At 59.3% G+C, this 26,225-nt stretch carries 24 protein-coding genes; 18 read left to right on the top strand and 6 right to left on the bottom strand.

What is annotated here, in order from left to right:
- Window positions 1–6: 6 nt before the first annotated feature.
- Entirely contained in the window at window positions 7–993 is a 987-nt protein-coding gene (locus tag CJ028_RS08405; RefSeq protein WP_105034804.1) for an asparaginase, read from the bottom strand.
- Window positions 994–1,093: 100 nt separating this feature from the next.
- On the opposite strand from CJ028_RS08405, the gene CJ028_RS08410 reads away from it, so the two are divergent.
- On the top strand, window positions 1,094–2,155 hold the full coding sequence (locus CJ028_RS08410; protein ID WP_240607159.1) for a LacI family DNA-binding transcriptional regulator: 1,062 nt from the start codon (window positions 1,094–1,096) through the stop codon (window positions 2,153–2,155).
- A gap of 329 nt (window positions 2,156–2,484) precedes the next feature.
- On the opposite strand, the gene CJ028_RS08415 is transcribed toward CJ028_RS08410, so the two are convergent.
- Window positions 2,485–3,750, bottom strand: a complete 1,266-nt coding sequence (locus tag CJ028_RS08415) for a helix-turn-helix domain-containing protein (RefSeq protein WP_105034805.1) — start codon at window positions 3,748–3,750, stop codon at window positions 2,485–2,487.
- Window positions 3,751–3,780: 30 nt separating this feature from the next.
- Here CJ028_RS08415 and CJ028_RS08420 point away from each other — a divergent pair, with 30 nt between their 5' ends.
- The 12 genes from CJ028_RS08420 (at window position 3,781) to CJ028_RS21810 (ending at window position 17,062) form a co-directional block, all read left to right on the top strand.
- Window positions 3,781–6,741, top strand: a complete 2,961-nt coding sequence (locus CJ028_RS08420) for an aminotransferase class III-fold pyridoxal phosphate-dependent enzyme (protein ID WP_161498930.1) — start codon at window positions 3,781–3,783, stop codon at window positions 6,739–6,741.
- Between the two features lie 28 nt (window positions 6,742–6,769).
- Entirely contained in the window at window positions 6,770–8,257 is a 1,488-nt protein-coding gene (locus CJ028_RS08425; RefSeq protein ID WP_105034807.1) for a sugar ABC transporter ATP-binding protein, read from the top strand.
- Complete coding sequence (locus CJ028_RS08430; RefSeq protein ID WP_105034808.1) at window positions 8,254–9,279, top strand: ABC transporter permease; 1,026 nt, start codon at window positions 8,254–8,256, stop codon at window positions 9,277–9,279. Before CJ028_RS08425 ends, CJ028_RS08430 begins: the two co-directional genes overlap by 4 nt.
- Entirely contained in the window at window positions 9,269–10,300 is a 1,032-nt protein-coding gene (locus CJ028_RS08435; protein WP_205683976.1) for an ABC transporter permease, read from the top strand. Before CJ028_RS08430 ends, CJ028_RS08435 begins: the two co-directional genes overlap by 11 nt.
- Window positions 10,301–10,357: 57 nt before the next feature.
- Window positions 10,358–11,596 (top strand): sugar ABC transporter substrate-binding protein, encoded by a 1,239-nt coding sequence (locus CJ028_RS08440; protein WP_205683977.1) that lies wholly within the window; start codon window positions 10,358–10,360, stop codon window positions 11,594–11,596.
- Between the two features lie 68 nt (window positions 11,597–11,664).
- The gene (locus tag CJ028_RS08445) at window positions 11,665–12,405 is read left to right on the top strand and encodes a 5-oxoprolinase subunit PxpA (RefSeq protein ID WP_105034810.1); all 741 of its coding nucleotides are present in this window, start codon (window positions 11,665–11,667) and stop codon (window positions 12,403–12,405) included.
- 9 nt (window positions 12,406–12,414) lie between these two features.
- Window positions 12,415–13,320 (top strand): 5-oxoprolinase subunit B family protein, encoded by a 906-nt coding sequence (locus CJ028_RS08450; protein ID WP_205683978.1) that lies wholly within the window; start codon window positions 12,415–12,417, stop codon window positions 13,318–13,320.
- Window positions 13,317–14,336 carry a 5-oxoprolinase subunit C family protein gene (locus CJ028_RS08455; RefSeq protein ID WP_105034812.1) on the top strand — a complete coding sequence of 340 codons (1,020 nt, stop codon included), beginning with the start codon at window positions 13,317–13,319 and terminating at the stop codon, window positions 14,334–14,336. The genes CJ028_RS08450 and CJ028_RS08455 overlap by 4 nt, the downstream gene beginning before the upstream one ends.
- A complete protein-coding gene (locus tag CJ028_RS08460; protein ID WP_105034813.1) occupies window positions 14,333–14,578 on the top strand; it encodes a biotin/lipoyl-containing protein in 246 nt (81 codons plus the stop codon). Before CJ028_RS08455 ends, CJ028_RS08460 begins: the two co-directional genes overlap by 4 nt.
- A gap of 5 nt (window positions 14,579–14,583) precedes the next feature.
- Window positions 14,584–15,975 carry an acetyl-CoA carboxylase biotin carboxylase subunit gene (locus tag CJ028_RS08465; RefSeq protein WP_105034814.1) on the top strand — a complete coding sequence of 464 codons (1,392 nt, stop codon included), beginning with the start codon at window positions 14,584–14,586 and terminating at the stop codon, window positions 15,973–15,975.
- Window positions 15,972–16,706, top strand: coding sequence for an isocitrate/isopropylmalate family dehydrogenase (locus tag CJ028_RS08470; protein ID WP_338064134.1), 735 nt, complete (start codon window positions 15,972–15,974; stop codon window positions 16,704–16,706). The genes CJ028_RS08465 and CJ028_RS08470 overlap by 4 nt, the downstream gene beginning before the upstream one ends.
- Window positions 16,631–17,062: an isocitrate/isopropylmalate family dehydrogenase gene (locus tag CJ028_RS21810; protein ID WP_338064135.1), complete on the top strand. Its 432-nt coding sequence runs from the start codon at window positions 16,631–16,633 to the stop codon at window positions 17,060–17,062. The genes CJ028_RS08470 and CJ028_RS21810 overlap by 76 nt, the downstream gene beginning before the upstream one ends.
- Window positions 17,063–17,086: 24 nt before the next feature.
- On the opposite strand, the gene CJ028_RS08475 is transcribed toward CJ028_RS21810, so the two are convergent.
- Window positions 17,087–17,818 carry a DUF2971 domain-containing protein gene (locus tag CJ028_RS08475; protein WP_161498931.1) on the bottom strand — a complete coding sequence of 244 codons (732 nt, stop codon included), beginning with the start codon at window positions 17,816–17,818 and terminating at the stop codon, window positions 17,087–17,089.
- 459 nt (window positions 17,819–18,277) lie between these two features.
- On the opposite strand from CJ028_RS08475, the gene CJ028_RS08485 reads away from it, so the two are divergent.
- From CJ028_RS08485 to CJ028_RS08495, 3 genes are all read left to right on the top strand, one after another.
- A complete protein-coding gene (locus tag CJ028_RS08485; protein WP_105034816.1) occupies window positions 18,278–18,493 on the top strand; it encodes a hypothetical protein in 216 nt (71 codons plus the stop codon).
- A gap of 135 nt (window positions 18,494–18,628) precedes the next feature.
- Entirely contained in the window at window positions 18,629–19,258 is a 630-nt protein-coding gene (locus tag CJ028_RS08490) for a hypothetical protein (protein ID WP_105034817.1), read from the top strand.
- Between the two features lie 76 nt (window positions 19,259–19,334).
- On the top strand, window positions 19,335–19,895 hold the full coding sequence (locus tag CJ028_RS08495; RefSeq protein WP_105034818.1) for a recombinase family protein: 561 nt from the start codon (window positions 19,335–19,337) through the stop codon (window positions 19,893–19,895).
- A 25-nt stretch (window positions 19,896–19,920) separates the two neighbouring features.
- On the opposite strand, the gene CJ028_RS08500 is transcribed toward CJ028_RS08495, so the two are convergent.
- Complete coding sequence (locus CJ028_RS08500) at window positions 19,921–20,787, bottom strand: DNA/RNA non-specific endonuclease (protein WP_105034819.1); 867 nt, start codon at window positions 20,785–20,787, stop codon at window positions 19,921–19,923.
- A gap of 481 nt (window positions 20,788–21,268) precedes the next feature.
- Window positions 21,269–22,597, bottom strand: coding sequence for a hemolysin family protein (locus tag CJ028_RS08505; protein ID WP_105034820.1), 1,329 nt, complete (start codon window positions 22,595–22,597; stop codon window positions 21,269–21,271).
- Between the two features lie 256 nt (window positions 22,598–22,853).
- On the opposite strand from CJ028_RS08505, the gene CJ028_RS08510 reads away from it, so the two are divergent.
- Window positions 22,854–24,047 carry an IS30 family transposase gene (locus CJ028_RS08510; protein ID WP_105034821.1) on the top strand — a complete coding sequence of 398 codons (1,194 nt, stop codon included), beginning with the start codon at window positions 22,854–22,856 and terminating at the stop codon, window positions 24,045–24,047.
- A 72-nt stretch (window positions 24,048–24,119) separates the two neighbouring features.
- Here the strand turns inward: CJ028_RS08510 and CJ028_RS08515 are convergent, their stop codons facing one another.
- Entirely contained in the window at window positions 24,120–25,127 is a 1,008-nt protein-coding gene (locus CJ028_RS08515) for a universal stress protein (protein WP_161498932.1), read from the bottom strand.
- Window positions 25,128–25,285: 158 nt separating this feature from the next.
- On the opposite strand from CJ028_RS08515, the gene CJ028_RS08520 reads away from it, so the two are divergent.
- Window positions 25,286–26,167 (top strand): universal stress protein, encoded by an 882-nt coding sequence (locus CJ028_RS08520; protein WP_161498933.1) that lies wholly within the window; start codon window positions 25,286–25,288, stop codon window positions 26,165–26,167.
- Window positions 26,168–26,225: the final 58 nt, after the last annotated feature.

Consider the following 26,225-nt stretch of genomic DNA (forward strand, 5'->3'; position numbering starts at 1 on the left):
TTCCTCCTATTGGATTAGAGATGGGCTAGCAGTCGATTGGAAAAACGTCGAAAAATCATGTAGCGGGGTATCAAGCGACACCAATAAGGCCGCAAGTATTCGGGCTTGGAAAGGGTTGAGATCACCTGAAGGTATGGCGCCAGCTTTGACCAAGTCGATGCCCCCACCGTTCCCATATGTGGGAACAACCGGCCCCCAGGGGGTGCGCGTACTTAGAATGACCGGACAGCCCCTATCGACCGCCTTCTCAACTGCTTTCAGGAATCCGGGTCCGGCATTACCTACTCCGGAACCCGCGAGAACAACAGCGTCCGTCCCCGATCTGACGGCAAAGTCAAACAAATCGGTCGTCGCGCCGGGGAATGTGGTGATGATCTCCACCCGAGTCGTGTCAAATCTGGGAGGTGGAAGCGGGAGCGGTTTCCGAGCGATTGGGCGGCACATGACGACAAGGTCGTCACCGATCATGTGGGCAACTTCGCAACCACCGGCGAACGGGTTCAGGGCTGTCGTGTGGAACTTGCGTGCGCCTCGAGCGGAACGGACAACTCCACTGAACGCGATGAGCGCACCTGAACCGTGTAGATCTTCACAAACGGCAGCCTTAACGGCATCCTCTAAATTGCGGGGCCCGTCGGGATCACGGCTATCTGCCGCATGCTGCGCACCTGTAAAGACGACGTTCTTGCGCGACGAATGAACGAGATCGAGGAGAAATGCTGTCTCCTCCATCGTGTCTGTCCCGTGGGTAACGACAACGCCGTCGACATCATCATCATCCAATGACTTACGAACAAATTCTGCAACTGTGCGTAGATTGTTGAGATTCAGACGGTAGCTTCCGGTCGTGAGAATGTCGTGGGAAGCAACGGTATGAACACTCGATACGCTCTGAACCAGGCTGTTCGTGCTGTCTGACGCGAGGACACCATCTTCGCCTCGTCCCCGCGAAGCGATTGTCCCGCCCGTGCCGAAAACCTGAATGTGAGCCATGCTCTCAACTTCCTTAGTTCCGTCGTTGGCTAGGAATATAAACAAACGTATGCCGCAATCGTTTGCTTAGGTCTCTGCGCCAGATAATATCGGTGAATGGATGCGATTCATAATTCAAGGAGAACTCACAACCGTGGGAATGTGGGAGCGGAACCGAAACGTGCAGAGTTCTGAACCGGTCACGCTCAAGACCTTGGCCCACGAACTCGGTCTGAACGTTTCGACGGTTTCTCGGGTTCTCAACGATCCGCTCGGTCCTGGCTCGAGATGGGCGTCCCAGAAAACGAATGAAAAGATTTTCGCGTTGGCGAGGGATAAGGGCTACAGCAGGAACCCTTATGCGGCTTCACTGAGAACCGCCAAGTCAAACATGGTCGGCGTTATCGTGCCGCGCCTTCAGGATTACGTTCTCGCGACGATCTATGAGGGCATCGATGAGGCGGCGACCGCGCATGGACTGTTCACGGTAGTAGCCAATTCTCTCGATGTTGCGGCCAACCAAAGAGTGAAAGCGGAGATGCTCCTCGACCGCCGAGCGGACGGCCTAATCTTCGGTGATGCCCACTTGAACGAGCCTTATCTCGATGAGTTGAAAAAGCGAGGCACCCCATACACGCTGGTGAGCCGATCCTCCGAAGGACACATTTCGGTTACTTGTGATGATCATGCTGGAGGTCGTCTTATTGCTGAGCATTTCATCGCCACCGGACGAGGGACCTTTGGAGTCATAGCGGGCGATTCAAACACCTCAACCTCACGAGACCGGACAGCTGGCTTCCTAGCTGCCCTGGGTGAAAATGGCATTGCAGTGCCCGACGAGTGGATCATCCACGGGGGCTTTGATGCGACCGCCGGGCAGATGGCAGCGAAACAAATACTCCAATCCAGGCAGATCCCCGAGGGGATTTTTGCTGTTAATGACTTTGCGGCTATCGGCGCACTTGGCGTCCTCCAGAAAGTCGGCATGCGCCTACCTGATGACATCGCTTTAGCAGGGTATAACGACACTCCCTTGGCTGAAGCGGTCAACCTTACGAGCGTACGCTCACCATTGCACGAAATGGGCAGTCTGGGTCTGGAGACAGTTCTTGGACTCATGGCAGGACACGATGTGGACAGCCGAAAACTCGAGCCCACTCTTGTTGTACGCGCTAGTGGCTAGGAAGAACCACATTATTGGCTTTCGTGTTTCTTCCGTGGCGTGATTCCGGCCAGAAAATAATCGGTTCGTGACGGCACGCAAACTATCAAGCCGACCTTCAGCCGGGCGGTTGCCTGCCGTTCTGGGCTGATTAGGTGCCGAGTGCGCCGATATCGGACGTCACTTCCTCTTCGTTGTGAGGGCGTGGACGGAACAGGCCAGGATGAATATTTGAAGCCGTGGGCGCCAGGATTGCGCGCGCAGGGGAGCCGCGTGTGTTGCTTCTCGACGAGCCGCTGTCGAACCTCGATGCGTCCGCCGGCGAGTCCGGGGTGACGTCAGTCTGTGCATTAGTCATTCAACTTGATGGTGCTAAATGCGACGGCGAGGACAGCAATATCGCGGGGGAAATCAAGACGAAGGCCCGTAAGCTCCTCTATCTGAGCAAGCCGACTTCGTACGGTGTTTCTGTGCCGGAACATGTTCTTGCTAATGAGGCTGACGGTCCCGTCCGTGTCAAAGAACGCTTGAATCGTGGCCAGCAGTTCCCCGCGTGCATACGGGGTGAGCTGTTCGAATTTGAAGAACACGTCGTCGGCAATCGCTCGCGAGAGCGTGGGTTCGGCGTAGGCGAACGCGGTCAACCAGTTTTGGCGGAGTTTGTGCAGCCCTGGAGACTTAAGGGCTGCCACCAAGGTGCGCGTGTTGTCCACCGCGCTGCGCACGGTGGTCGGGATGCGTACCTCGGTGAACCCGGACTTGTATTCGTGAAACTCGGTGAGCAGCACCATCAGAAAGTCTTCATTTACGGCGCGGGACTGAACAAACCCGACGAGGTATTGTCCGTGCCAGCTGAAGTAGTTCTTGATTCCCCGTTGACTCAGGCGCGCCTGGCATGCCGAGAGCAAAGAGTACTCGGATTCGTGGAGGTCAACGACGACACAGAACAGCGATTCCGACGGGTCGAAGGTGAGGGTCGACAGAAGTTTCGAGACGATTCTACTGTCGCCCTCCGGGCCGTCTAGGAGCCGGCGAAAGACGGCTATGCGTAGTTCGCTTGTCTGCTGGTTCAAGGTGTCAGTCGCGATCCGGTAGCCCTCACTCACCTCATTAATGTTTACCTCGGTGGCTTCCCACACCCCGACCAGCTCCGATAGGTAGGCGGCGTTGCCGCCCAAGCCATTGGTTTGAGCATCGGCGAGGAACGCTTCCCAGAGCACACGCAGATCGATCCGGAATGAACGCAGAACTGCCTGCAGGTCAACCCCCTGGATGGCGCGAAGCTGACCGGTTTCGAACGCCACGGAGGCAAGTGACACCGGAATCGGTTCATCTGTGATGCGCATCAGCGTGAGGGAAATCGTCTTTCGCATCTGATCGTTGAGACTCTTGTCGGAAACCTGTTGATACACCGGATCGGCCTCGCGCAAGCGTTGAATCGACGCGCGCACAAGCTCCTCTAATTGGTCATTCAGGAGGCGCTGCGCGGCGCTGACTAAGGATAACCTCTCGCGATAATTGTGCATGATGCACATCATAATTGCGGATTCCAGGGCATGCGGCCCCTGTTCTTGTATATCGCCGTTTGGTTTGATTGGTCCTGTGCCCATAGCCATTACGTATGGTTCGATTCAATGAGGAGTAGCGTGCCCACACTTCACAGCCTGTCAGGTGATCAGCAGCAAGCCATTGTTCGCGCAATTTACGAAAGCTATGGTGTCCACATCGATCACCTTGACCGACTCGGCGGGGAGATTGATTGGAACTTTGCGGTGGACGGAACCGCGAACGAAGAATACTTGCTGCGATTGACGCCCGAACCGGCGGATATGGACGAAATCGAATGGCAAGAAAAGGTGCTCGCGCACCTTGAAAAAAGACCCGTCTCCGTTGACTTTCCGCGCATGATGCTGCAAAAGAATGGAGCGCTGCACTCTCTCCTTGCGCTCGATGACGGACAACGTTTCGTGGTGCGCCTCTTCCACTGGGTTCCCGGCGAAGTCGTCGCCAAGGTCGGAATCACCGGGCGCCACTATCGCACGCAACTCGGGGAGCTCGCTGCCGAACTCAATTCCAGCCTGAGCGAGCTGACCGCGTCGGCCACGAGCCCCGACCATCACTGGATGGTCGTGCGTAGCGACGACGCGATCCGGGAAACGATATCCGCATCCGGTGACGCCACAGAATGTGACCTCTTGTTGCACGCACTGTCCCTGTTTGACGCGGTGAAAGAACGCATCCCGGAGCTGCCGTCGGCCGTGGTGCACCAGGATCTGAATGACTTCAATCTCCTGGCGAGCCGGGACGAGCTCGGGAGGGTTGAGCTGAGGGGAGTGGTCGACTTCAACGACGCGGTGTATACGGTCAGGATCGCCGAGCTCGCGATCGCTGCCGTCTATGCGGCCCTACGGCAGGAGGATGCGTTTGGTGCGTTCTGTGATGTTGTCAAAGGTTACTTGTCCCGTGCAAAGCTCACCGACACCGAACTTGAACTGCTTTATCCGTTAGCGGTGGCGCGGCTTGCAGTCAACGCGTCTACGTGGACCTACCGTAGCTCCGGCCTGAACGGCGATTACGCGAAATCGCGAATTGCGGCGACCTGGCCGGCACTCGAACAACTACTTAGCGTGCATCCGAATGTTGCTGCCGACACGTTCCGGAAAATGACGGGCACTCTGGCGCCACACCACGATTCGAGCAGTTCCGAAGTGGTGGCGGCCGAAATAGTCGCATCTCCCACCCGTCACTTCGACCTATCGCCGAACGCAGATTTTATTGACGGAGTCGATTTCGATAGTGCCGCCATCACAACGGCGGCCAAAGCTGCAGTCTCTCTCCTAGGCGACCGCGTCGGCATCACCCTTCCGTTCTCTGCCGTCGTAACCGAGTCGGCGGTGCGGGGGGTCGGGAGCGCAGCGCCGAAAACGATCCTCAACGGTATCGGGGTGAGCGTTGCTCGCGAAACAGAGTTGTTGGTGCCCGCTGACGGCACGGTCGAATCCGTCGCTGATGATCGCGTCGTTATTCGCCACGACATAGATAAGGTGCCGGTGTACTCCGTGTGGCTCGGCGGCACTCCGCTCGTTGCGGAAGGCGACAGCATTTCGGCAGGAGAACGCGTTCTGCGGGTGGGCGCTCCTAATAACGTGCCCACCGTCTTGGCCGGAATCGTACAGTTCTTCCGCGACCCGAATCTCATTCAGCTGGCCGCCCCTACATACGTGCGCGTCTTTGAACGTGACTATTGGGCTAGCCAGTTTGATATGCGCCTCGCTGCGCCCCTCATTAATCAGTTCGATGCGGGGGATGCGTGGAATCAGGATCGTGTACTCAAGGTTCGGGCAGAGCGGTTCGCGCCCTCCCAAAAGAGCTATTATGACCAGCCGATGACTCTCGTGCGTGGCCGAGACGTGTGGCTGATGGACTCGGACGCGCAGGTCTACTTGGACGCGATCAACAACGTCACGCATGTGGGGCACGCGAACGATCGCATCGCCGACGCGGCGTATCGTCAGATGCGGCGGCTGAACACCAACAGTCGCCTCGTGTACCCGCAGATCTCGCAGTACGCAGAACGACTGACGTCGCTTCTGCCCGACAAGCTCGACACTGTCTTCTTTGTGTGCACGGGAAGTGAAGCGAACGATTTGGCGCTGAGAATTGCTCGGCAGGTCACTGGTAATGAGCAGGTGCTCGTAATCGATTCCGCATACCACGGCAACACACGTGCGGTCACCGACGTGAGCCCAAACCGATATCACGTGGCCGGGAAAGGCGTGCCCGACGGCACTCGCGAGGTTCCCACGCCGGACGCGTTTCGTGGCCCCTACCGGTACGGTGATCCCGATCTCGGTCACAAGTATGCGGCGCTTGTCGGCGAACAGGTGGACGCACTGGTGGCTGAGGGGACGCCACCAGCCGCGTTCATCGCTGAATCACTTGTCGGCACGGGCGGCAACTATGTGCTCCCCGAGGGCTACCTGCAAGAGAGCTACCAGCGCGTTCGTGATGCCGGGGGGCTGTGCATCGCGGATGAGGTCCAGATCGGGTTCGGCCGCCTCGGCACACACTATTGGGGTTTCGAAACGCAGGGTGTCGTTCCCGACATCGTGACGATGGGGAAACCTATCGGCAACGGGCACCCCCTTGCGGCGGTTGTGACCACTCGCGAAGTTGCGGAGGCATTCGACAACGGCGTCAAGTACTTCAACACATTTGGAGGCAACCCGGTTTCATGCGTGGTTGGAATGACCGTGCTCGACATCCTGGAAGACGGCAACCTTCAGCAGCAGGCGCTGCGTGTCGGCGCCTACTTCAAAGAACAGTTGGAGCAGCTCCAGCGCAGGCACTGGCGTATCGGGGATGTCCGCGGGTACGGACTGTACCTGGGCGTTGAGCTTGTGAAATCACCGGGCACGACCGACCCCGATGAGCACGCCGCGAGTACTGTCAGCGAAATGCTCAAAGACCGCGGGGTGATCATGTTCCCGAATGGCCGGTACAACAATGTCCTCAAAATCAAACCCCCGATGGTGTTTGACGAGTCGCACGTTGACAAATTTATCCAGACCCTTGACATCGTTCTGGACATCTACCAGAGCGAATGATTCGCCCCGACCACAGAAAGGAGGCAGCGTGGCCTTCGTTGAAATCCAAAATGTCAGTAAGCGTTTCGGTGCCACCCGTGCGCTTCAGAGAACGAGTCTCGCGCTGGACCGCGGAGAAATTCACGGTCTCCTTGGAGAGAACGGCGCCGGCAAGTCGACTCTCATGAAGGTGCTTTCGGGTGTAATCACACCCGATGAGGGCACAGTCGTCATCGATGGCGAGATGCTTCAGCACGGTGATCCGAAAGCGGCACGTGAAGCGGGCATCGGTATTGCGTTCCAGGAGTTGAGTTCGCCACCGAATATCAGCGTTGCGATGAAGCTGTGCCTCCGGGATACCCCAAAGAACGTCCTTGGCATGATCGCCCAAAAACGCCTCATGTCGCACGCTCGCACAGTACTGGATGAGTATCACGCCCCGTACATCCCCGTGGATGCGCTCATCTCCGAAGTTGATTTGGCGACGAAGCAGCAGATCGAAATCATCGCGGGGATGCGCGACGCGAAACGGCTCCTGGTCCTGGACGAACCGACCGCGGCCCTACCAGACACCGCTTGGCTTTTCGCGCGGATGCGTCATCTTGCCGCTCAGGGCACGAGCATTATCTACATCAGTCACAAGCTCAAGGAGATCGAAGAGATCTGCTCTCAGGGCACGGTCATTCGAAATGGCCGCAATGTTGGCAACTTCAAAGCGGGGCAGGAAAGTGAAAAGGAGCTCGTCGAGCTCATGATTGGCCGCTCGTTCGAGCACACATACCCGGAGAAACGAGACGCCGACGTCCGCGCAGTCGAACCGATCGTCATGGTCAATCGCCTGTCAGCCGGCAAGGTCGAAGACGTGTCATTTTCCATCTACCCGGGCGAAGTCCTAGGCGTCGCGGCGCTGGAGGGACAAGGTCAGCACGATCTGTTTTACGCGCTCGCGGGCATCACCCCAAGGACGGGCGGCCAGGTCCAGATCACCCGAGGTAGTGCGAGGCGCGACACCGCGCTCGTGCCGGAGGAACGCAAAGCTGAGGCGTTGTTTCTGCAGCTGAGCTCCCTATTCAATCTCACCGTTTCGACGCTGGCCGACCTGAGCCGAGCCGGCCTCGTGTCAAAGAAGCGAGAACGCGCGCTTGGGACTGCCCGCGCGGACGGGGTCCACCTGCCGCACACGATGCTCGACAAGCCTGTCAGCGCGCTCTCCGGCGGCAATCAACAAAAGGTGGTGTTCGGGCGCGCTTTGTCACAGGATCCCGCCTGCCTAATACTCTTCGACCCCACTCGCGGTGTTGACGTACCTACGAAGGTGGAACTGTACGACCTCATTCGCTCGTATGCGCAATCGGGTCGAGCAGTGCTCATGTACTCCACGGAGATCCCCGAACTTGTTGGGGTATGTGACCGAGTCTTGTCGATGCACAGTGGTCAATTCACCGGTGAGTTCACCGGCTCGCTCGTGTCCGAAACGGACATCCTTAGAGGTGCCCTCAACCTCGAATCCATGTCGGCGCAAAGGGGCACCCTATGACAATATCGACCATCTCAGCGCGCCGGCGCCGCATCTCCGGTGAACTTGTCGCCGCGGTCGTGATCTTTGTGGTGATTTATAGCCTCCTATTGGCGGTTGCACCGTTCGAGCGGAATCTGTACTCGTTTAGCAACTTTGTCGTCTTGATGATGCCCTTGGCGGTTGCGGTGATCGGCACCTCCACGGTGCTGATTACGGGCGGATTCGACTTGTCGGTGGCCGGTACGCTTGGCCTGTCCAATGTGCTTGCCACCGTGCTCACCTCGGCTTACCCGGACATGGGCGTGCCGATTACGATCGGTATTCTCGGGCTCGGGCTCGTCGTCGGGCTGTTTAACGGTGTCCTCATCGTGCTTCTTGGGTTGCAGTCGATTGCGGTGACGCTCGCCTCATATATCTGCATGACCGGGGTCGCGCTCATTCTCCTTCCCGCACCCGGTGGTTCCGTCCCGATCGAGTTCACCTCGATGTTCAAGCTTTCCGTTGGCGGTTTCCCCGCTGCGCTAGGCGCGCTCATCGTGCTGTGCCTGCTGTGGGCGTATCTGAGTCGGACGCGCTTCGGGACGACGCTATTCTCGATCGGTTCAGACCGCCAGGCGGCCGTGATCTCCGGTATGCTCGTTCGCGCCACTGAGGTCGGAGCGTACGCCTTCGCAGGCGTTATGTACGCGATCGCCGGACTGTTCCTTACTGCGGTGACGGCCTCGGGCGACCCGAACGCGGGGTTCCCGTTCCTCTTGACCAGCTTTGCCGCGGTCGCGCTCGGACTGGTGAGCTTTCGTGGTGGGAAGGGCTCCGCAATCGGTGCCGTATTTGGCGCCGGGTCCCTCATCGCACTCCCGAAGCTGCTGTTTGGGCTTCGCATTCAGGACTTTTGGTCGGGCGCGATTCTGGGGATTACTATCCTGTTAGCACTCAGCCTGCCACTTCTGTCTCACGTCGCCAAACGCCGCCGCCGCCGCCCAGCCGCAGCGGCCGTGACTGACACGCGTTCGCGAAAGGATTTGGCCGATGTCGAATAACACGCTTCCCACAGATCAGACCGGCACCACGATCCTTCCCGACCCGCGTCAGGAGAGCGTACCGCGACGGATCGGTGCCTTCTTCGCGCAACCTGTCGTGATCGTCTGGATCATACTTGTACTCATGTTTCCGCTGTCGCGGATCGTCAGCCCAAACTTTCCCTCCCTCGGACAGTTGGAAAGCACCCTCATCCTCGGGCTTTTCCTCGTCGTGGTCGCTTTCGGGCAGGGCTTTGTGATCCTCACGGGCGGCTTTGATCTGTCTCTACCACAAACCATTGCGCTTGGGGCGTTTCTCACCGGATACCTCGCGAACACCGGTTGGCCGGTTATGGGGGCAATTGTGGCCGCCACTATCGGCTGCGCCCTCATAGGGCTGATCAACGGGCTCCTCGTAGCCCATGCGAAATTTCCGCCATTCATTGTGACACTCGCCACCGGCTCGATTCTGGGTTCGGTGCTTCTCGGAGTTAGCCGCGGCACACCCGCCCAACCGTCCCCGGCCGCACTATCGAGTTTGTTTAGTGGAAAAGAATCGTTCCTTGGCGTCCCCACCCCGATCTGGGCACTGGTCATATTCGCGCTCATCGCTTATCTCATTCAGATGCGGTCAACCATTGGCCGCCGAACCTTCGCAGTCGGCAATAGCGAGATCGCCTCCCGGGTCGCGGGGGTGCCCGTCTCCTCAACGCTCATCATCGTTTACACGATCGCGGGCATCTCCTCCGGTCTCGCCGGCATTATGCTCCTTGGCTATTCTTCCGGAGCCGACCTGAACATCGGCGCCTCGTGGCTCCTGCCGAGCATCACCGCTGTCGTGGTAGGCGGGTCGGCTATTCGCGGCGGTGCTGGCTCCTACGCCGGCACTATCGGAGGGGCGCTCCTACTCACTGTCCTCGGCATCGACATCAGTGCCGCCGGTTTCTCCGAGGGGGTGAAACAAATCCTCTATGGCGTGATCATCCTGATTGCGCTCATTGCCGCGCGATTGGGCAAGGACACTGGCGCTGCCAGAATCTAAATTGAATCACAAACCGCCTGAACAAGGGAGTTATCAATGGCGTCAAGAACAAAAAAATTGAGTCGGCTGGTCGGTGCCGTCGCGGCGCTGGCGTCGGCGACAATCATGCTATCGGCGTGTACCGCGGCTCCGGGAGACAGCGGCGGTGACGGGCAGAAAGACAAGGTCTTCCTGAACCTCAGTTACAGTGGCAATAACTGGCAGGATGAGGCCGCAAACCTCGCCATGGCTATCGCTGAGGCGCCGGAGAACGCCGAAAAATATGACGTGACGAAGCAGATCTCCGGCACCGATGTTCAAAAGCAGATCTCGGATCTACAGTCCATGATCGCATCCGGTGCGAAACTTATCGTCTCCTATCCGATTTCCCCCACCGCGCTCAAACAGGTCGTTCAGGAGGGCTGCGACCGGGGAGTCACCTTTGTGTTCTACGACTCCACAGTGAACGCAGAGTGCGCCTACAACGTCGCGTTCATTACCGGTGCCCTCGCCGACGATCCCGAGCGCGCCTTCTTCGGCGCGCAGACCGCTCAGGCCCTCGTCGACCTTTTGGGGGGGGAAGGTAAAATTTTCCTGAACCGCGGCGTCGCCGGCACGTCAACCGACGCCGTCCATTTTGATACCGCCATGGCCGTGTTCAACAAGCATCCTGGGATCGAGATTGTCGCGGAATTCTATGGCAGCTGGGACTCCTCGCAGAGCCAGCAGGAGACCGCGAAAGCGCTCGCCGCTCACCCAGATGTCGAAGGCGTCTGGTCGCAGGATGGCGAAGCGGGCGTTTTGAAGGCCCTCGAAGCGGCAGGACTGGAAATTCCCGTCACCGGTGAGAACAGCAACTACTTCCGGCAACGGCTCAGCGAGGGCTGGCCCGGGGTTTCCTCTGGTTCCCCGCCCGCACAGGCTGGCATCGCGATGAAGGTAGGCCTGCACATCCTCGAACACGGCGCCGATGGCATTCCGAAAAACATCGAGGTGCCGCTGCCGTGGATCACCACCGAAACCGCGAAGCCGTGCGAGGGCGCCGACTTCGTTGACGGCTGCAACTTCTTCCCCGGCGAGGCCGACACGTTCGTCACCGAGGTGTTCCAGGTGGACCTACTCCCAGAAGCCTCCCTGGATGCTGCCAAAACGGGCACCGGCATCACCGAAGTGCAGGATCTTCCGAAAATGACGGACTTTGCACAAGCCGAGTGGCGCCGTATCTACACCCGTGATGCCTGTGACGAAGGCTGGGCGGAGGGCACGGTCACCGAGAACCAGATTCCGGCGGGCCTGCCTGGTTGCGTTCAACCGTAGGCGCACGAACATCGGTGGGGGCGGCCGCGCCGTCCCCACCGCCAATCAGGTGAGAGAAGACGAGAACCATGGAAATTAACGCGGACGCAGGAGAAAGCTTCGGCCGTTGGAACCTCGGCGACCAGGCGGAGCTGTTCAAGCATATCGACGCAGTGAATATTGCGTGCGGCTTCCATGCCGGCGACCCGACCACGATGCGAAAAACCGTTGACCAGGCGATGGAGCACGAGCTTAGCCTTGGTGCACACCCGGGCTATCAGGACCTAATCGGATTTGGGCGTCGCATAATTCCGATGGCCTCACTCAGTATCGTCGATATGATCCTTTATCAGGTTGGGGCGCTCGACGGGATCGTTACCGCTCGCGGTGGAACCCTTCGTCACATCAAACCCCATGGGTCGTTGTACGGGACGATTGCCCGCGATGCGGAACTCGCCGACATGATCGGCCGTTCGCTCGTGCGCGCCTACCCACATTTGCCCGTCTATCTCACCCCGAGTGTCGGTGCCGATGCGCTGGAGCTGGCCGGGGTGCGGGTCGTGCGGGAGAACGCCGTCGACCTCGAGTTTGACGACGAGGGGATGAACGTGATCGACCCAGTCCCACACGAGAAGGCGCCCGGTCCCATCGCCGAACAGGCGGTGCGGATCACCCAAGGTCATGTCCTCACGAACACCGGGAAAACGGTGTCCATGCATCTCGAGAGCATGTGTGTGCACGGCGACCGGGTGAACGCCCCTGATATCGCGGCACAGGTGCGCGCGGCACTGAGTGACGCGGGTGTCCACGTCGGCCCCTTGAATGTATAGGAATCATCAATGACTGATATGTATCGTCAGCTCAGCGGCGGCGGCGGCGGCAGGCTCAGCTTCGGCGGCGATGAGTTTATTTTCGTTGAGCTGTCCGAGGAGATGCGCATCCAGCAGGCGCTGACCATTCAGACGCTCGCGCGCACCCTCACCGCGATGAACCTTCCTGGTGTGACTGACGTGTGTCCCTCGCACGCCAGCTACATGATCCGTTACATCCCGGAACGAGTGAACCTACCGGAACTGCTCGCCACGCTCCAGGGGGTGCACGAGGAAATAGTCACCGGGCGTCCGGCCACGATCAACACCCGCATCGTGGATGTGCCTGTCTATTACAACGATCCGTGGACCCGTGAAGCGCTCATGAAGTTTCGAGACCGCCACCAGGACCCGGGCAGCACAGACATCGAGTACGCGGCCCGAGTCAACGGGTTTGAGAGCATCGATGAGCTCATTGCCGCGCACACTAGACACCCATTCCTCGTCACATTCATGAACTTCGTTCCGGGGAACGCGGAGAGCGTCCAGCTCGTGCCACGCGAGCTTCAGATAGAAGTTCCCAAGTACAAGTCCCCCCGGACTGAAACGCCCTCCCGCGCGGTCGGGCACGGCGGCGCCTTCACGAACATCTACCCCTCCGCCGGTGCCGGGGGTGTGCAGTTACTCGGCCGAACCCCCATCAACGTCGTGGACATGACGCAGACGCGTGCCGATTTTCGGGAACGCCCTGTCCTCTTCCCCGCAGGCACTCTCATCTCCTTCCGAGCTATCTCCGAAGCGGAATATTTCGATATCCGGGCGGCGGTGGACGCGGACGAGTATCGCGTGCGCGTCGCTGATATCGAGTTCTCTGTCGGAAAGCACCTCGAAGACTGGGAGACCTACAACGACGAACTCCTGGAGGCACTCCGATGATGCATATCATCATGCCCGGACTGCAAACCCTAGTTCAGGACAGCGGGCGCGACGGCTACTATGCCCTGGGAATGCCGCCTGCCGGTGCCCTTGACCAGCGTTCCTACACGTTAGGGAACATGCTCGTCGGAAACGATCCCCGCGCGGCCGGCTTGGAATTCGCATTCATGGGGCCGGCGATCCAGTTCCAATCAGACACCGTTATCGCGGTGACCGGGGCCGAGGTGACCGTCCTCATTGACGGTGAGCCACAGCCGATGTGGGCGAGTGTGCCTGTCAAGAACGGACAAACTCTGTCTTTTGGGCCGATGACCCGCGGCAGTCGCGGATACATTGCCGTGCGCGGCGGGGTCGATGTGCCAAAACTCTCGGGGAGCCGCTCCACATACCAAACCGTTCAGTTCGGCGGGCACATGGGCCGTGCCTTGAAACCGGGTGATGTGCTTCCCATCGGCACCCAAATCCACTCGGACGACGGTCATGGCGATCGCATCCGCGAGTTGGACCCGAAGTACCTGCCATCGCTTGATGCCAGCGCGGACCTGGCCGTGGTCACCGGCCTGTGTAACTACCGGTTCACTCCCGAGTCGGTGCAGCTCTTCTTTGAATCCGACTTCACGGTCTCCCATGAAGCCAATCGCACCGGCTACCGTCTGATCGGACCGGCCCTCGAATTCGTGGAACGTGACGTACCCTTCGGAGCCGGGAGCGACCCCAGCAACGTCGTCAACCTCGGCTACCCCCTAGGGTCGATCCAGATCCCGAGTGGGAATGAGCCCATCTGCCTGCTTCGTGACGCAGTCACTGGTGGCGGATACGTCACGTTCGGCACGATTATCTCCACCGACCTTGATGCACTTGCACAGCTGAAAACACCGGACACGGTGACCTTCACCTCCGTGTCCGTCACTGAAGCGCATGCAAAACGACGACACGCCCACAACGAACTCGCACAGATTGCAAAATCCCTCAAGTACCCGTGGGTATTTGGGGTAGAACGAAAGGAAACCGCATGAGTACACAGATGATCGCGGCCCCGGCGCCAGGGGTCTTTTGGCAACGACCGGGCTCCGACGAGGAACCCTTCCTCACACCCGGTCAGGAAGTTCGTATCGGCCAAACCATCGGCATTATCGAGATCATGAAAATGTTCGTGGAGGTGCACGCCGATCGTGACGGCATCTTCAAGCGGTATGTGATCGGCAACGGCGAAAGCATACCCATGGGCGCCAGCCTCGTCGAGCTCGAGGGGGCATAACCCAGATGAAGCGAGTCCTTGTCGCCAACCGTGGCGAGATCGCGGTGCGCATCATCCGCGCCTGCCACGACGCCGGAATTGAAGCTATTGCCGTCTACTCGGACGTCGACCGTGACGCGCTGCATGTGCAGCTGGCCGACCAAGCCGTCCACATCGGGAAAGCGGCCGCCCCTGAAAGCTACCTAAACCAGGAAGCGCTCATCGCTGCCGCCCACGAGGGAAATGCCGACGCGGTCCATCCCGGTTACGGGTTCCTCGCGGAAAACGCCCAGTTCGCCGCTCTCGTTCAGCACGAAGGCTTCATCTGGGTTGGACCCGGCGCCGACATTATCGACCGTATGGGCGATAAGGCGCAGGCGCGCGCTCTCGCGATCGAAGCGGACGTTCCGGTCGTCCCGGGAAGCGTGGTGCTAAGCAACCTCGCTCACGCTACCGACGAAGCCTCTCGGCTCGGCTACCCGGTCCTCCTTAAAGCAGCCGAAGGCGGTGGTGGCAAAGGTATCCGTGCCGTAGAGAACGAGGGTGAACTCCAGCAGGCATTTACCGAAGCGGTTCGGGAGGTCACTGCCGCCTTTGGCGCAGCGAACATCTACCTGGAGAAGTCACTCAGCAACGTCAGGCACATCGAAGTCCAAATCCTCGGAGACCAATCCGGCAACATCGTGCACCTTCACGAACGCGACTGCTCACTCCAACGGCGCCGACAAAAGGTAGTGGAAGAAGCCCCCGCGTCGAACCTTGCGCCACAAACCCGTCGGAAACTCCACGAGTACGCCGTCACGCTCGCCCAAAAGATGGGGTACTTCTCCGCAGGAACCGTCGAGTTCCTCGTCGATAACGACGGTGGTATCTACTTCATTGAGGTAAATGCTCGAATTCAGGTGGAGCACGGAATAACGGAAATGGTTACCGGGATCGACATTTGTGTGGAACAGCTCCGGGTCGCCTTTGGGAGCGAACTGTCATTTACCCAGGCGGGGGTGACTGTCACTGGCCATGCCATTGAAGCGCGAATCAATGCCGAGAATCCGGCCTTTCACTTTGTCGGGAGTCCCGGCGAAATCGAATACTGCCGCACACCGTCGGGCCCCGGAGTTCGCGTGGACACATTCGTTGAGACCGGCACCACCGTGCAACCCCACTACGATTCCCTTATCGCGAAAGTCATGGTCCACGCACCGACGCGTGAGCAGGCGAGTCTGCGAATGAACCGGGCCCTGAACGAAATGATCATAATCGGGATCAGCACAACCAAGTCCGTCGTCCAAAACGTGGTGAACACGACTTGGTTCGACGACGCTGACTATACGACCGAAACTTTGGAGAAGGTCCTGCCAACACTCGTCCACACCTCCGCGTCGGGTCTGGACCGCAAAAATATCGTGGTCAACGAGTGACCCACGCGAAACACCGCATCGCGCTTCTGCCCGGTGACGGCATCGGTCAGGAAGTGTGCGAGTCTGCGGTACGGGTCCTCGATGTACTGGCCCGCCGTCACGGCTTCGAGCTCGTCTGGACAGAATTTCCGTGGGGCTGCGATTATTACCTCCAGACAGGTTCCATGATGGCTCCCGACGCATTGGAGACGCTCGCGCCTTACGACGCCATTCTTCTTGGCGCGGTCGGGTCCCCGAAGGTGAAAGACCTCGTGTCTCTCTGGGGACTGCTAATCCCCATAAGGCGGAGGTTCGACCAGTACGTCAACCTACGACCGGTTCGTTCCTTGCGCGTCGTGCCCTCCGCGCTCAGATCCTCGGAACCGATCGACTTTCTCATCGTCCGAGAGAACAGCGAGGGCGAGTACTCCGAAGCGGGAGGGCGATTGTTCGCCGGAACGCCACGCGAACTCGCGATTCAGGAATCAATCTTCAGCAGGATCGGTATAGAGCGGATCGTGAACTTCGCCGCAGTTGCCGCGCTGGAGCGCAAGGGGAAGCTCGTGTCGGCGACCAAATCGAACGGCATCATCCACACCATGCCGTTCTGGGACGAGGTCGCTCAGAGGTGGCGGAGAGTCGCGGCGTCCTTATTGACCTCCAACACATCGACGCGCTGGCGGCTCGGTTCGTCCTCGCACCTCAAAGCCTGGATGTCGTTGTCGCCTCAAATCTCTTCGGAGACATTTTAAGCGACCTGGGATCCGCGCTCACCGGCGGAATCGGACTTGGCCCGTCGGCGAACCTCAATCCCGAACGCGATCATCCATCGATGTTCGAGTCCATCCACGGGTCCGCTCCCGATATCGCCGGACTCGGAGTGGCCAACCCTACCGGCGAACTGTGGGCGTCATCCATGATGCTCGAACACCTGGGCGAGGTCGATGCCTCGAGGGAACTCATCGAGGCGGTAGAGACCGCCTTGAGCGTACCTGGCCAATGCACCCGAGATCTCGGTGGTACTGGGACAACGCGCTCATTCACGGACGCCGTCGTGCAGCACCTCGAGTTGTCGGCCAGAAATGCTCCGCCAGTCGTGAAGGTCTAGTGGACTTGGTTCAGATCACACTCATCACCGGCGGAGGCATCGGGAAGTAATCCGGGTCTCATGCTCGTCCCGAAAAGAACGGTGCTTAGCGACGGCTGTGATCTCAGCAACCGCTTCGGGATACTCGAGGAGCAGAACGGCGAATGTGCGGTCGGTATCGCTGTTCGGCCCCGCATTTCCTGCCTCCTCCTGTTCGCTGACGTCCGCAATGTTTTCCGCATTCCAAAGATCGCCCACAGCTTTGAGCTTTGTGACTGAGAACTCCAGGTGATGGCGGCGGTTGTAGATGACGTCGCTCCACCGTGCGAGGCTCACGGAGCGGTCTTCTGCCTTATTCCCGATCACACCAAGCGGTGCATCAGGATCTAGCCCTATGGCGCAACCGGTTTGGCTGCCGCCCGAGTAGGTCCGCCACGCGTCCAGGTTGTCGGGGTCAGTTGACGCGCAAAAAATGAATCTGCTGCTAGAGAGTAAGGTGCCGGATCTACCGCGGATGAAGCCGTGCTGCTCACGTTCGAGCTGATCCCAGCGAAGGGCCCCGAGCGCGAAATCGCGGTAGGTCGGGTCTTTGCTCAGTTGCCGGAGGCCCTTTTGAATGGCTTCGCATGCGGTCTCTGGTTCTCGCTGGTCGTTTTGATAGCTGACCTCAGTGGCCAGCAAAGTATTGCTCGCCAGGATCAGATGGAGAGCTTCAAGGGTCGTGTAGTGCCATACGAGCCCGCGCGCGCGCAAATTTTTGATAGATGTCCTACTCACAGCAACAGACTGCCCTAGAACGCACTGTGCCCACTCCACTTGGAAGCGTTGTTACAAAGTTGTAGAAGACCTACAACGGCACCAACAGCGCCCAGAACCGATGGTTTCTGAACCGCTCTTTGAGCTCCAGTGCGAGGTAGGAGTATCCGGGTGCGAGGTCCATCGGTCGGGGATCAAGACCCGTGGCCGAGATTAGAAGCCGCCGAAACACCGATGTGCCCGTTTTGGATTGCGAGAGATGGCCGGCGGAGTGGTGAAGCAGCGGACTCATAATCCGTCGGTCCCGGGCTCAAGTCCCGGCCGCCCTACTAATGATTCACTGGCATCGGAGGCCATTGCCGCCGGCCAAGTCGGCCCGCGTGGGGCAGATATGGGGCAGATTTCTCAGCACATGCCGTAGCGGTTGTGGGAAAAGGGGTCGACATGGAGGCCGGCATACGGGCGAGTTAGGCTGCGGGGGTGATTATTCTTCTGATTCTGGTTGGGCTGCTGATGGCGTTCGGGTTCGTGGTGCTGATTATGTTCGCGTGGCCAGTGTCGGCGAAGACGCGGGCTGAGATGGCGGCGCACCAGACGGTGCATGAGAAGGCGCAGGTCGCGAAGGAGGCCGCTCGGGTGGTGGCGGTTGAGGCGGAGGTGGAGCGGCTTCGACGGGGTGCAGGGGCCGCTGAGTAGGGGGTACGGGGCTGCCTACGCCTCCACACTCCTTCTAGAACGGCGTGACGCTCGCTGAGGTGGGGAAACTGCTGGGCCACTCCCCGTTGGCAACGCAGTTTTACGCGCACCTGGCGGAGATCGACCGCTCGTAATATGGAACTTGCTTCGGTGATAGTAAATCTTGGGATCTTTATTGCATCGGTGATAGCGGCTATTATCGCCTTGCGCTCGGTCAACGACGCTCGTCAGGCCAGAGATGAGGCTTCCGCGCACGAGCGCACTGCTACTCGATCAGCTTCGGCAGCCGAGGTCGCTGTGCGGCATCACGAACGAACTGCGGACACTCTGGAAAGACAGACCGCGCTCCTCGAATCGGCGGCTACGCATCGAGAGGATTGGGCCCTTGAAGCTCTCACAGACGCGAGCATCGATCAACAATGGAAGGCAACGAACAAGACAGGAGACGACGTCATGCACGTCTCTATTGGCACCCCGGACGGCTTCAACGAGCAATGGATAAGGCTCGACGCGGAGGAGGCAGTCGACGTGCCGCGCGGTGGAAGTATCTTCTTTACCTTCATTTCGACGGCTCAGCTCGCCGACGAGTCGAACGATCTGGGTGCTCTGGACGCCGGCGGACGGTTCGGCGCAGAAGAAATTTGTCAAGACGATTCCCTGAACGGCGACGCCGGAACGTGCAGCACCTACGCAGATCGCGACGTGTCGTTTTGGGGTGTACCCCAACTAGGCGTCAGGTACCGTTATCTAATATTGTCAAGATAGGGTCGCTTTTTGATTGGTAGACACCCCTCATGGCCGGGTCTTAGACTTCAACCTGACAGAGCAGGGGAAAAGTCATATGACGGGTCAACGAGTTGGATATGTGCGAGTCAGCACTCTCGATCAGAACACTGTCCGACAGCTTGCTGGCGTCGAGGTCGATCGGGTGTTTGAGGATAAGGCGTCGGGGAAGGATCAGAACCGGCCCGAGCTCGAAGAGATGATTCGGTTCGTCCGAGATGGCGATACTGTTCTCGTGCATTCCATGGACCGTCTGGCCCGCAACCTCGATGATCTTCGCTTGATCGTGCGCCGACTCACAGCGAAGAAGGTTCGGGTTGAGTTCGTGAAAGAGCAGCTCGTCTTCACGGGCGATGACAATGCGATGGCAAACCTGCTTTTGAACGTCATGGGAGCATTTGCTGAGTTCGAGCGTTCCTTGATCGGTGAACGTCAACGGGAGGGCATTGCCCTGGCCAAGGAGCGTGGCGTCTACCGTGGTCGTACCCCGTCACTGGACATGGTCCGTGCGGCTGAGCTGCGTGAGAAGGCTGCTACGGGCGTGCCGAAGTCTGTTCTTGCTCGAGAGTTTGGGGTCAGCCGGGAAACCGTCTATGTTTACCTTCGCGCTAGGGACTGAGCTGACTGTAGACGATCCGGTGTGTTTAGAGGTGTATGCCTGCTGTGTCGATCAGTTCGACCCAGCGCGTTCGACGGTCGGTGTCTTCCTGGATCGCTGAGGCCGGGGCGTAGACGTCTGCTTCGGATAGGGCGGCTAGGTTGAGCCCGGTGAGGTCGACGATGTCCACGATGGGTACTTGGTAGGTGCGGTATGGTCCAAGCGGCGGGGGAGTGCCGTACATGCGGGCTGGGGCGCGGACCGTGTCAAGGTCGATGTTTTCGAACTGTGGGCTTTGGTCGAGGACGAATCCGGCAGCGTGCAGAGCGGTGGAGCCGTGCAGGGTCGTGGTCCATGCTGCGATCTTCCAGAATGCTTGCGGGATCTTCACGCCGCGGTATATCGGATCCTGGGCTGAGAGTACGGGGGCGGTGAAGACGCTGATGCGGTTACTGTTGGTGCGTGCGTAGGTGAGGACGTGGTCCTCGAGGCCGAGCCAGAGTTGTTTCGATTGGTTGAAGGCTGCGGCTTGCGGGGCGGCGTTGGTGTAGGCGAAGGTATCGTAATTTGCTCGCCGGGCTGTCGTTGTATCGCCCCAGACCGGGTCCAGGCGCCGGACGAGGTGCCCGCGGTCGAGATCGTTTCTGGCGTAGACGCCCGCCCCGGCCTGTTCGTAGAGCGGGATACGCGAGTCGAGGTGCCAGTTGTCGCCGCGGTCAACGGTAACGAGGTGATCACCGTCGATGTTGACGCCGGTCGCGATCGCGAGGCGCCGCGCGGGGTCGAGGAGCACGGTGAAATGTGTGTAGAGCAGTTCACGAATCAGGGTTCCCACGGGAGGGGCAGGGAGCGGCAGACGAGTCGCAAGGAAATCGGTGTTGTAGCCAGCAGGATAAAGTAGTGCGGCGTTCATGGTGATAGTCAAGCAGCCCGAGCAGACAATTGAGGCTGTCGGTTTTATCTGGCGGTGTTGAGGAGAAGAGCCGTTGTTGCTTCCACTATGTGAAACCACCCAGGGGTTTTGACACATTTCGGTTATGAGCGACTGTGCGTCCGCGGTGTTGTGGATCGAAAACAGGACTGTTTTCCTAGTAGACACGTCAGGCTTGGGTCCAGCGTTCTCGGCAGATATTCGGGTGGCCAGGTGAAATGGAATGGCGTCCACTAATTTGGTTTTGCCTCTCTTCGATATAGTTACCGTGAACGGCCGCATGCGAAGATGAACAGCAGCTGCGTCTCAGCCCGGTCGCCTAGCCGATGCCGCCGCCCTCATTGAGATCGGCGAAGTGGGCCTCGTGGCTATCAGCCAGTCCCTTTCGTGCCGGCCGACCTGTCAACGTTCCTGCTGGCACTCGGTGTGTGGGGCGATCGCGCCACCATTCAGGACTGTTAGATCAGCTCGGCGTAGTGTTCGCACTGGCTTCTTGAGATGGCGGTGACGGTGTCTCTCCGCGAGGGACGACTAGCAGTTCTGAAATGCGCCGGTGATCCATCGCCGTGACCTGCAGACTGATGTCGTTGAGGTGGACGACATCACCGATTCGCGCGAGACGTCCGAGCCGTTCGATCACGAAACCGGCTACGGTGTCGGATGCGCTTACGGGTAACCGCACCCCGGTCGCCTCTTCAAAGTCTTGGAAATTGAGGCGGCCGTCAAGTGCCCCTCCCTCTGATTGGAGGTCGCGTACGGGAGAGTCGGTGTCGTATTCGTCGAAGATTTCGCCTACGACTTCCTCTATGAGGTCCTCGAGGGTGACGATGCCGTCGGTTCCGCCGTACTCATCGACGATAACGGCGATCTGATGTTTTTCTGCTCTCATCATCGTGAGGGTCGGGAGCATACGCGCGGTCGCTGGGAAGTACAAGATGGGACGCATGATTTCGCGAACCTGCGTGTCGGGATTCTTTGCGATCATCTCGTAGAGGTCGCGCACGTGGACAAAGCCGATGATGTCGTCGATGGTGCGATCGACTACCGGGTATCGCGAGTACGGCAGGTCATGCACTTCGGTAAAGACCTCGCGAATGGATACCGTGCCGTCCAGGGCTGCGACTTCGGGACGGGGCCGCATAATCTCGCTGAGCTGGCGGTGCTGTAAAGAGAGTACGTCGTCGAGGATTCGCCGTTCGTCTTCGGGTAGCCCCTCATGGCTCGAAACGATGTCTCGCAGTTCCTCCTCGGTCATTTCCTCGCTGGTTTTGTGTGGGTCTCCGCCGAGTAGACGCACGATCACGTTCGTCGACCTCGATAGCAGCCAGATAACCGGGCGCATGGCGATCGCAAACCCATTAAGTGCGGGCGCGACTGCGTAGGCGAAGGCTGAGTTGCGCTGGATGGCGAGGCGTTTGGGGGCGAGCTCACCGAGCACCAGGGACAGATACGCGATTACTAGGGTGAGTGCGATCGTGGCAACCGTAGCTGCGAGCGCTTCGTTGAGGCCCAGAGCGACGAAAGACGGGGCTACCGATGGGGCGATTGAGGCGGCTCCGTAAGCGGCGGACGCGAACCCGGCTACGGTAACGCCGATCTGTACGGCTGCGAGAAACCGATTGGGGTTGCGCGCCAGAGCCGCGACTTTCTCGCCGCGCCGCCCGCGGGCCGCGATTGCGTTGAGTTGGCTATCACGGAGCGTGACGAGCGCCATTTCCGTGGCTGCGAAAACCCCGCCGATCAGGACGAAGATGAGGACGAGGGCGATGTTTAGTACGAGATCACCGTTCACAATGTTTCGACCGTCAATATGAGAGTCGGGGTCGAGACGCAGGGTCTATGACCGTCGGGAGATGACTCTTGAGGAGTCTGATGCATGCGTAGAAGGTACCAAAGGTCTCCGGCAGAAAGCTGGATTTGAGATTGCCTGATTGAGTGTTCCTTACTGGAACGATCATGAGCCGACTGAGGACCGGCATTGCGACGTCTCGTAGCCCATGGGCGGCTTCAAGGGGTCGTAGCAACACCGTATAAGTGAGGTGTTGTTGATGGCGTCAAGAGTGGTATTAAAGGATCGCGAGAACTTGTTCTGGGATCGGGTCCGTGAGGGAATGTCGGCGGCGGCCGCGTGCGAATCTATAGGAGTGAATCGCAGACAGGGATATCGGTGGATCAAGGCCGCTGGCGGGCGAATACCCGTTCCGGCCGTTGCGTCTTCGGGACGCTACTTGGGCCAAGAGGAACGTCTGCGCATCGCAGATCTGCGGCTTGGCGGTGCCGGCGTTCGCGCGATCGCACGGGACCTGGGGCGCTCCGCATCGACGATTAGCCGTGAGTTGCGTCGCAACTCTCACCCGACAACGCGCAGCTACCGGCCGTATGCCGCGCAGAAACGCTGCGTGATCAGAGCGGGCCGGCCCAAGCCGAGCAAGCTCGACGACCGGCTGCTTGCCGCTGCCGTTGAGGAGCGGTTGCGCAAGAACTGGAGTCCGCAGCAGATCAGTGACGACCTCGCGGTCGTGTTCGCCGGCCAAGACGAACTGCAGGTCTCCCACGAGTCGATCTATCAAAGCCTCTACGTTCAAAGCCGTGGTTACGTCGGAGTTCACCTGCACCGGCACCTGCACCGGCACCTGCGGCGGGGCCGATCAGCGCGAAAACCGCGGGCCACGCAGCTGAACGCGGTGGGTAAAATTCGCGACAAAGTGATGCTGAGCGAACGGCCCAAAGAGGCCAACGACAGGCTGGTCGCCGGTCATTGGGAGGGCGATTTGATCGTCGGTTCGGCATCGGGATCGGCGATCGCGACTTTGGTTGAACGCACGACCCGGTTCGTCATCTTGGTGCACCTGCCCAACGGTCACAGCTCCGCTGACCTCCACGATGGACTCATCCGTGTGCTGGAAGGTCTGCCAGCCTTTCTGCGGCGGTCATTGACGTGGGATCAGGGAACCGAGCTTGCTCGGCACGTGGAGATCACCAAAGCAACCGGGGTTCCGATCTTCTTCTGTGATCCAGGTTCACCCTGGCAGCGCGGCTCGAACGAGAACACCAACGGCCTACTGCGCCAGTACTTCCCGAAAGGCACCGATCTGAACGCCCACAGCGCCAAACGCCTCCTCGAAGTCGCCACTGAACTCAACGAGCGGCCACGCAAAACCCTCAACCGGAGCACCCCAACCGACCTGCTCAGCGAGCTAGTCTCGAAGAAAGAAATAACCCCTGTTGCTTCCACCGCTTGAAATCGCCCATGAGTTGCGTGACTTGACGCTGAACAAAATTGGTGCGGCTGCAGCCCGATCGCAGGTTCGGCGCTAACTCACCGTATTCGCTCCAGGGACTACCATCATCGGCGATCGTCCGTGGTGCAGAACGGCTTGGCTAACGGAGCCTAAGAGCAGTCCGGGGAATCCGCCGAGGCCCCGGGTCCCGAGCACTACCACGTCGGCGGTTTGCGTCGTGTGAACAAGAACTTCTGCTGGCTTTCCCACGAAGAGATGCCGACTGAGTTTCAGGTCGGGGTACTGTTCTGCGACCGTAGTGACGACGCGGGTCAACTTTGCTAATTCTTCTTCATAATACGGATCTGAATTTTCCATGGACGGCGACCAACCCAAGTCACCGATGGGTGCACCTGTCACGGACACCAGTGCAAGTGGTTTGCCGTGGATGCGCGCCATTTCTGCAGCTTCCCATAAGGCGGGGCCCTGCGTACCGGAGTCAACCGTGATCACGATTTGACCAGCAAAGGAAAGATCATTAATCACGTTTTCTTGCTGTCGCGGCCGGTCTCCTACATGCACTGCCTCGAAGAAGGTTGGGTGCATCGTGCTCTTTTCGCCGCGTTCGTTGCGGGGGGCACCATGAGTGCCTTGACTGTCTTCCGACTCGGTTGCAGTGGTGTCGTGCCCTTGCGGGACCACGACTGTGGGACAGTGTGAGTGGGCCGCCAGGCCCGATGAGACGCTACCTAATAGTCGCCCGACAAAGCCTCCTCTGCCGCGCTTGCCGACTACGGCGAGTTTGGTGGTTTCGGAATGTTCGACCAGAACGTTGGTGGCATCGCCGGACTCAACATGCGTTTCGGTGCGAACGCTGTGGGCTTCTGCGCGTTTCGTTGCATGGTCAAGGACGGCTTGGGCTTCTTGTTTTGCGGCCAGTGCATAGCTTGCTCCGACAATGGGATCCGCGACAAAAGTTGAGGGAAACGTGCTCACTAATCGCAACGGCCAATTGCGAATTTTAGCCTCGACAATTGCCCAATCCAGAGCTCTATTGCTGTTCGACGAGCCATCAACGCCAACCAGAATCACATTGCGCATGCTCACAGCCTTGCATAGTCGAGGGGAAAGAATCGACGTTTGTTGCACCATTTCAAAGGTGCCCGTCCGGGCCAGCCTCAGTTCTGGCGAACCGTGTCCGTTACACTGGAGGCCTATTTGGGCACTAATTCTCCATGAGGTCGAGGAGAGGAAACGGTATGGCCGAGACAATTGTTCTCGCGCTAAACGGCGGCACGGGAAGCCGCGCTGCACTCGACTGGGTGATCGAGCGTGCCCGCACTATTCCGGTATCCCTGGAACTGACCACTGTCATCGATTTGGCAAGGCTGCCGACGACGATCAGGAAGGACTGGGTCCTTCCTGCGTACGAGCAGATGCTCATGGATGCCGCGAATCGGGTGAGACGCGACGCGCCCATGGTGCGGGTGATGACGTCGGTACGACGGGGCGCGCCGCTCCAGGAGTTGTTGATTTCCGCCGTTGATGCCGATCTGCTGGTTATCGGTACGCGTGAGGCCGCGGGCCCCCTGTATGGAACATTGCGCCAGCAGATCGCAGCGGGGGTGAGCTGCCCCCTCGTTATCGTTCCCACAGACTGGGCGCCTCGTAATGGTTCCGTCGTCGTTGGCGTGGATGACGACGAAACCTCTCACTCTGCGGTGGCTTTCGCCGCTGGGGAAGCCGAGCGGCTCGGGCGTGAGCTGTCGGTCGTGCATGCGTGGCGCATCCCCGCCTTGCTCGCTCTCGGATGGTTGAGCGCTGGTGCTAGTCCTTATGAGGAGATACGAATGGCACACGCCGAGGTGTTGGCAGGAGCGGTTGAACGGGTCGGCGCAGAGCATCCGACCGTGACGGTTCGAAACACCCTCGAACACGGATCTGCTGCTTTGATCCTCACCAACGCCGCTGAGCACGCTGAAATGGTCGTGGTGGGCACCCACGGACGCGGGATGATGACGGGGCTCTTACTCGGCTCGGTAGCTCACGACTTGCTGATCAGTATGCCGTGCCCGGTCGTGGTCGTGCCGCCCTTAGCCGACATGCCTCTGCTCAGATCGAACGACGAGCAGGATAAATAGCGACTCTACAAGAGCGGCCGGGTTGACATATCGAATTCCTACATCCACCACCTGGGTT

It is taken from the genome of Cryobacterium aureum (assembly GCF_002954245.1).
Taxonomy (GTDB): Bacteria; Actinomycetota; Actinomycetes; order Actinomycetales; family Microbacteriaceae; genus Cryobacterium; species Cryobacterium aureum.

Bases quoted from the DNA above. Each gene is read 5' to 3' on its own strand.
- CJ028_RS08405 (WP_105034804.1), bottom strand. From the start codon at position 993: ATGGCTCACATTCAGGTTTTCGGCACGGGCGGGACAATCGCTTCGCGG.
- CJ028_RS08415 (WP_105034805.1), bottom strand. From the start codon at position 3,750: ATGGCTATGGGCACAGGACCAATCAAACCAAACGGCGATATACAAGAA.
- CJ028_RS08430 (WP_105034808.1), top strand. From the start codon at position 8,254: ATGACAATATCGACCATCTCAGCGCGCCGGCGCCGCATCTCCGGTGAA.
- CJ028_RS08445 (WP_105034810.1), top strand. From the start codon at position 11,665: ATGGAAATTAACGCGGACGCAGGAGAAAGCTTCGGCCGTTGGAACCTC.
- CJ028_RS08460 (WP_105034813.1), top strand. From the start codon at position 14,333: ATGAGTACACAGATGATCGCGGCCCCGGCGCCAGGGGTCTTTTGGCAA.
- CJ028_RS08500 (WP_105034819.1), bottom strand. From the start codon at position 20,787: ATGAACGCCGCACTACTTTATCCTGCTGGCTACAACACCGATTTCCTT.
- CJ028_RS08510 (WP_105034821.1), top strand. From the start codon at position 22,854: ATGGCGTCAAGAGTGGTATTAAAGGATCGCGAGAACTTGTTCTGGGAT.
- CJ028_RS08495 (WP_105034818.1), top strand. From the start codon at position 19,335: ATGACGGGTCAACGAGTTGGATATGTGCGAGTCAGCACTCTCGATCAG.
- CJ028_RS08410 (WP_240607159.1), top strand. From the start codon at position 1,094: ATGCGATTCATAATTCAAGGAGAACTCACAACCGTGGGAATGTGGGAG.
- CJ028_RS08465 (WP_105034814.1), top strand. From the start codon at position 14,584: ATGAAGCGAGTCCTTGTCGCCAACCGTGGCGAGATCGCGGTGCGCATC.
- CJ028_RS08455 (WP_105034812.1), top strand. From the start codon at position 13,317: ATGATGCATATCATCATGCCCGGACTGCAAACCCTAGTTCAGGACAGC.
- CJ028_RS08450 (WP_205683978.1), top strand. From the start codon at position 12,415: ATGACTGATATGTATCGTCAGCTCAGCGGCGGCGGCGGCGGCAGGCTC.
- CJ028_RS08520 (WP_161498933.1), top strand. From the start codon at position 25,286: ATGGCCGAGACAATTGTTCTCGCGCTAAACGGCGGCACGGGAAGCCGC.
- CJ028_RS08515 (WP_161498932.1), bottom strand. From the start codon at position 25,127: ATGCGCAATGTGATTCTGGTTGGCGTTGATGGCTCGTCGAACAGCAAT.
- CJ028_RS08435 (WP_205683976.1), top strand. From the start codon at position 9,269: ATGTCGAATAACACGCTTCCCACAGATCAGACCGGCACCACGATCCTT.
- CJ028_RS08490 (WP_105034817.1), top strand. From the start codon at position 18,629: ATGGAACTTGCTTCGGTGATAGTAAATCTTGGGATCTTTATTGCATCG.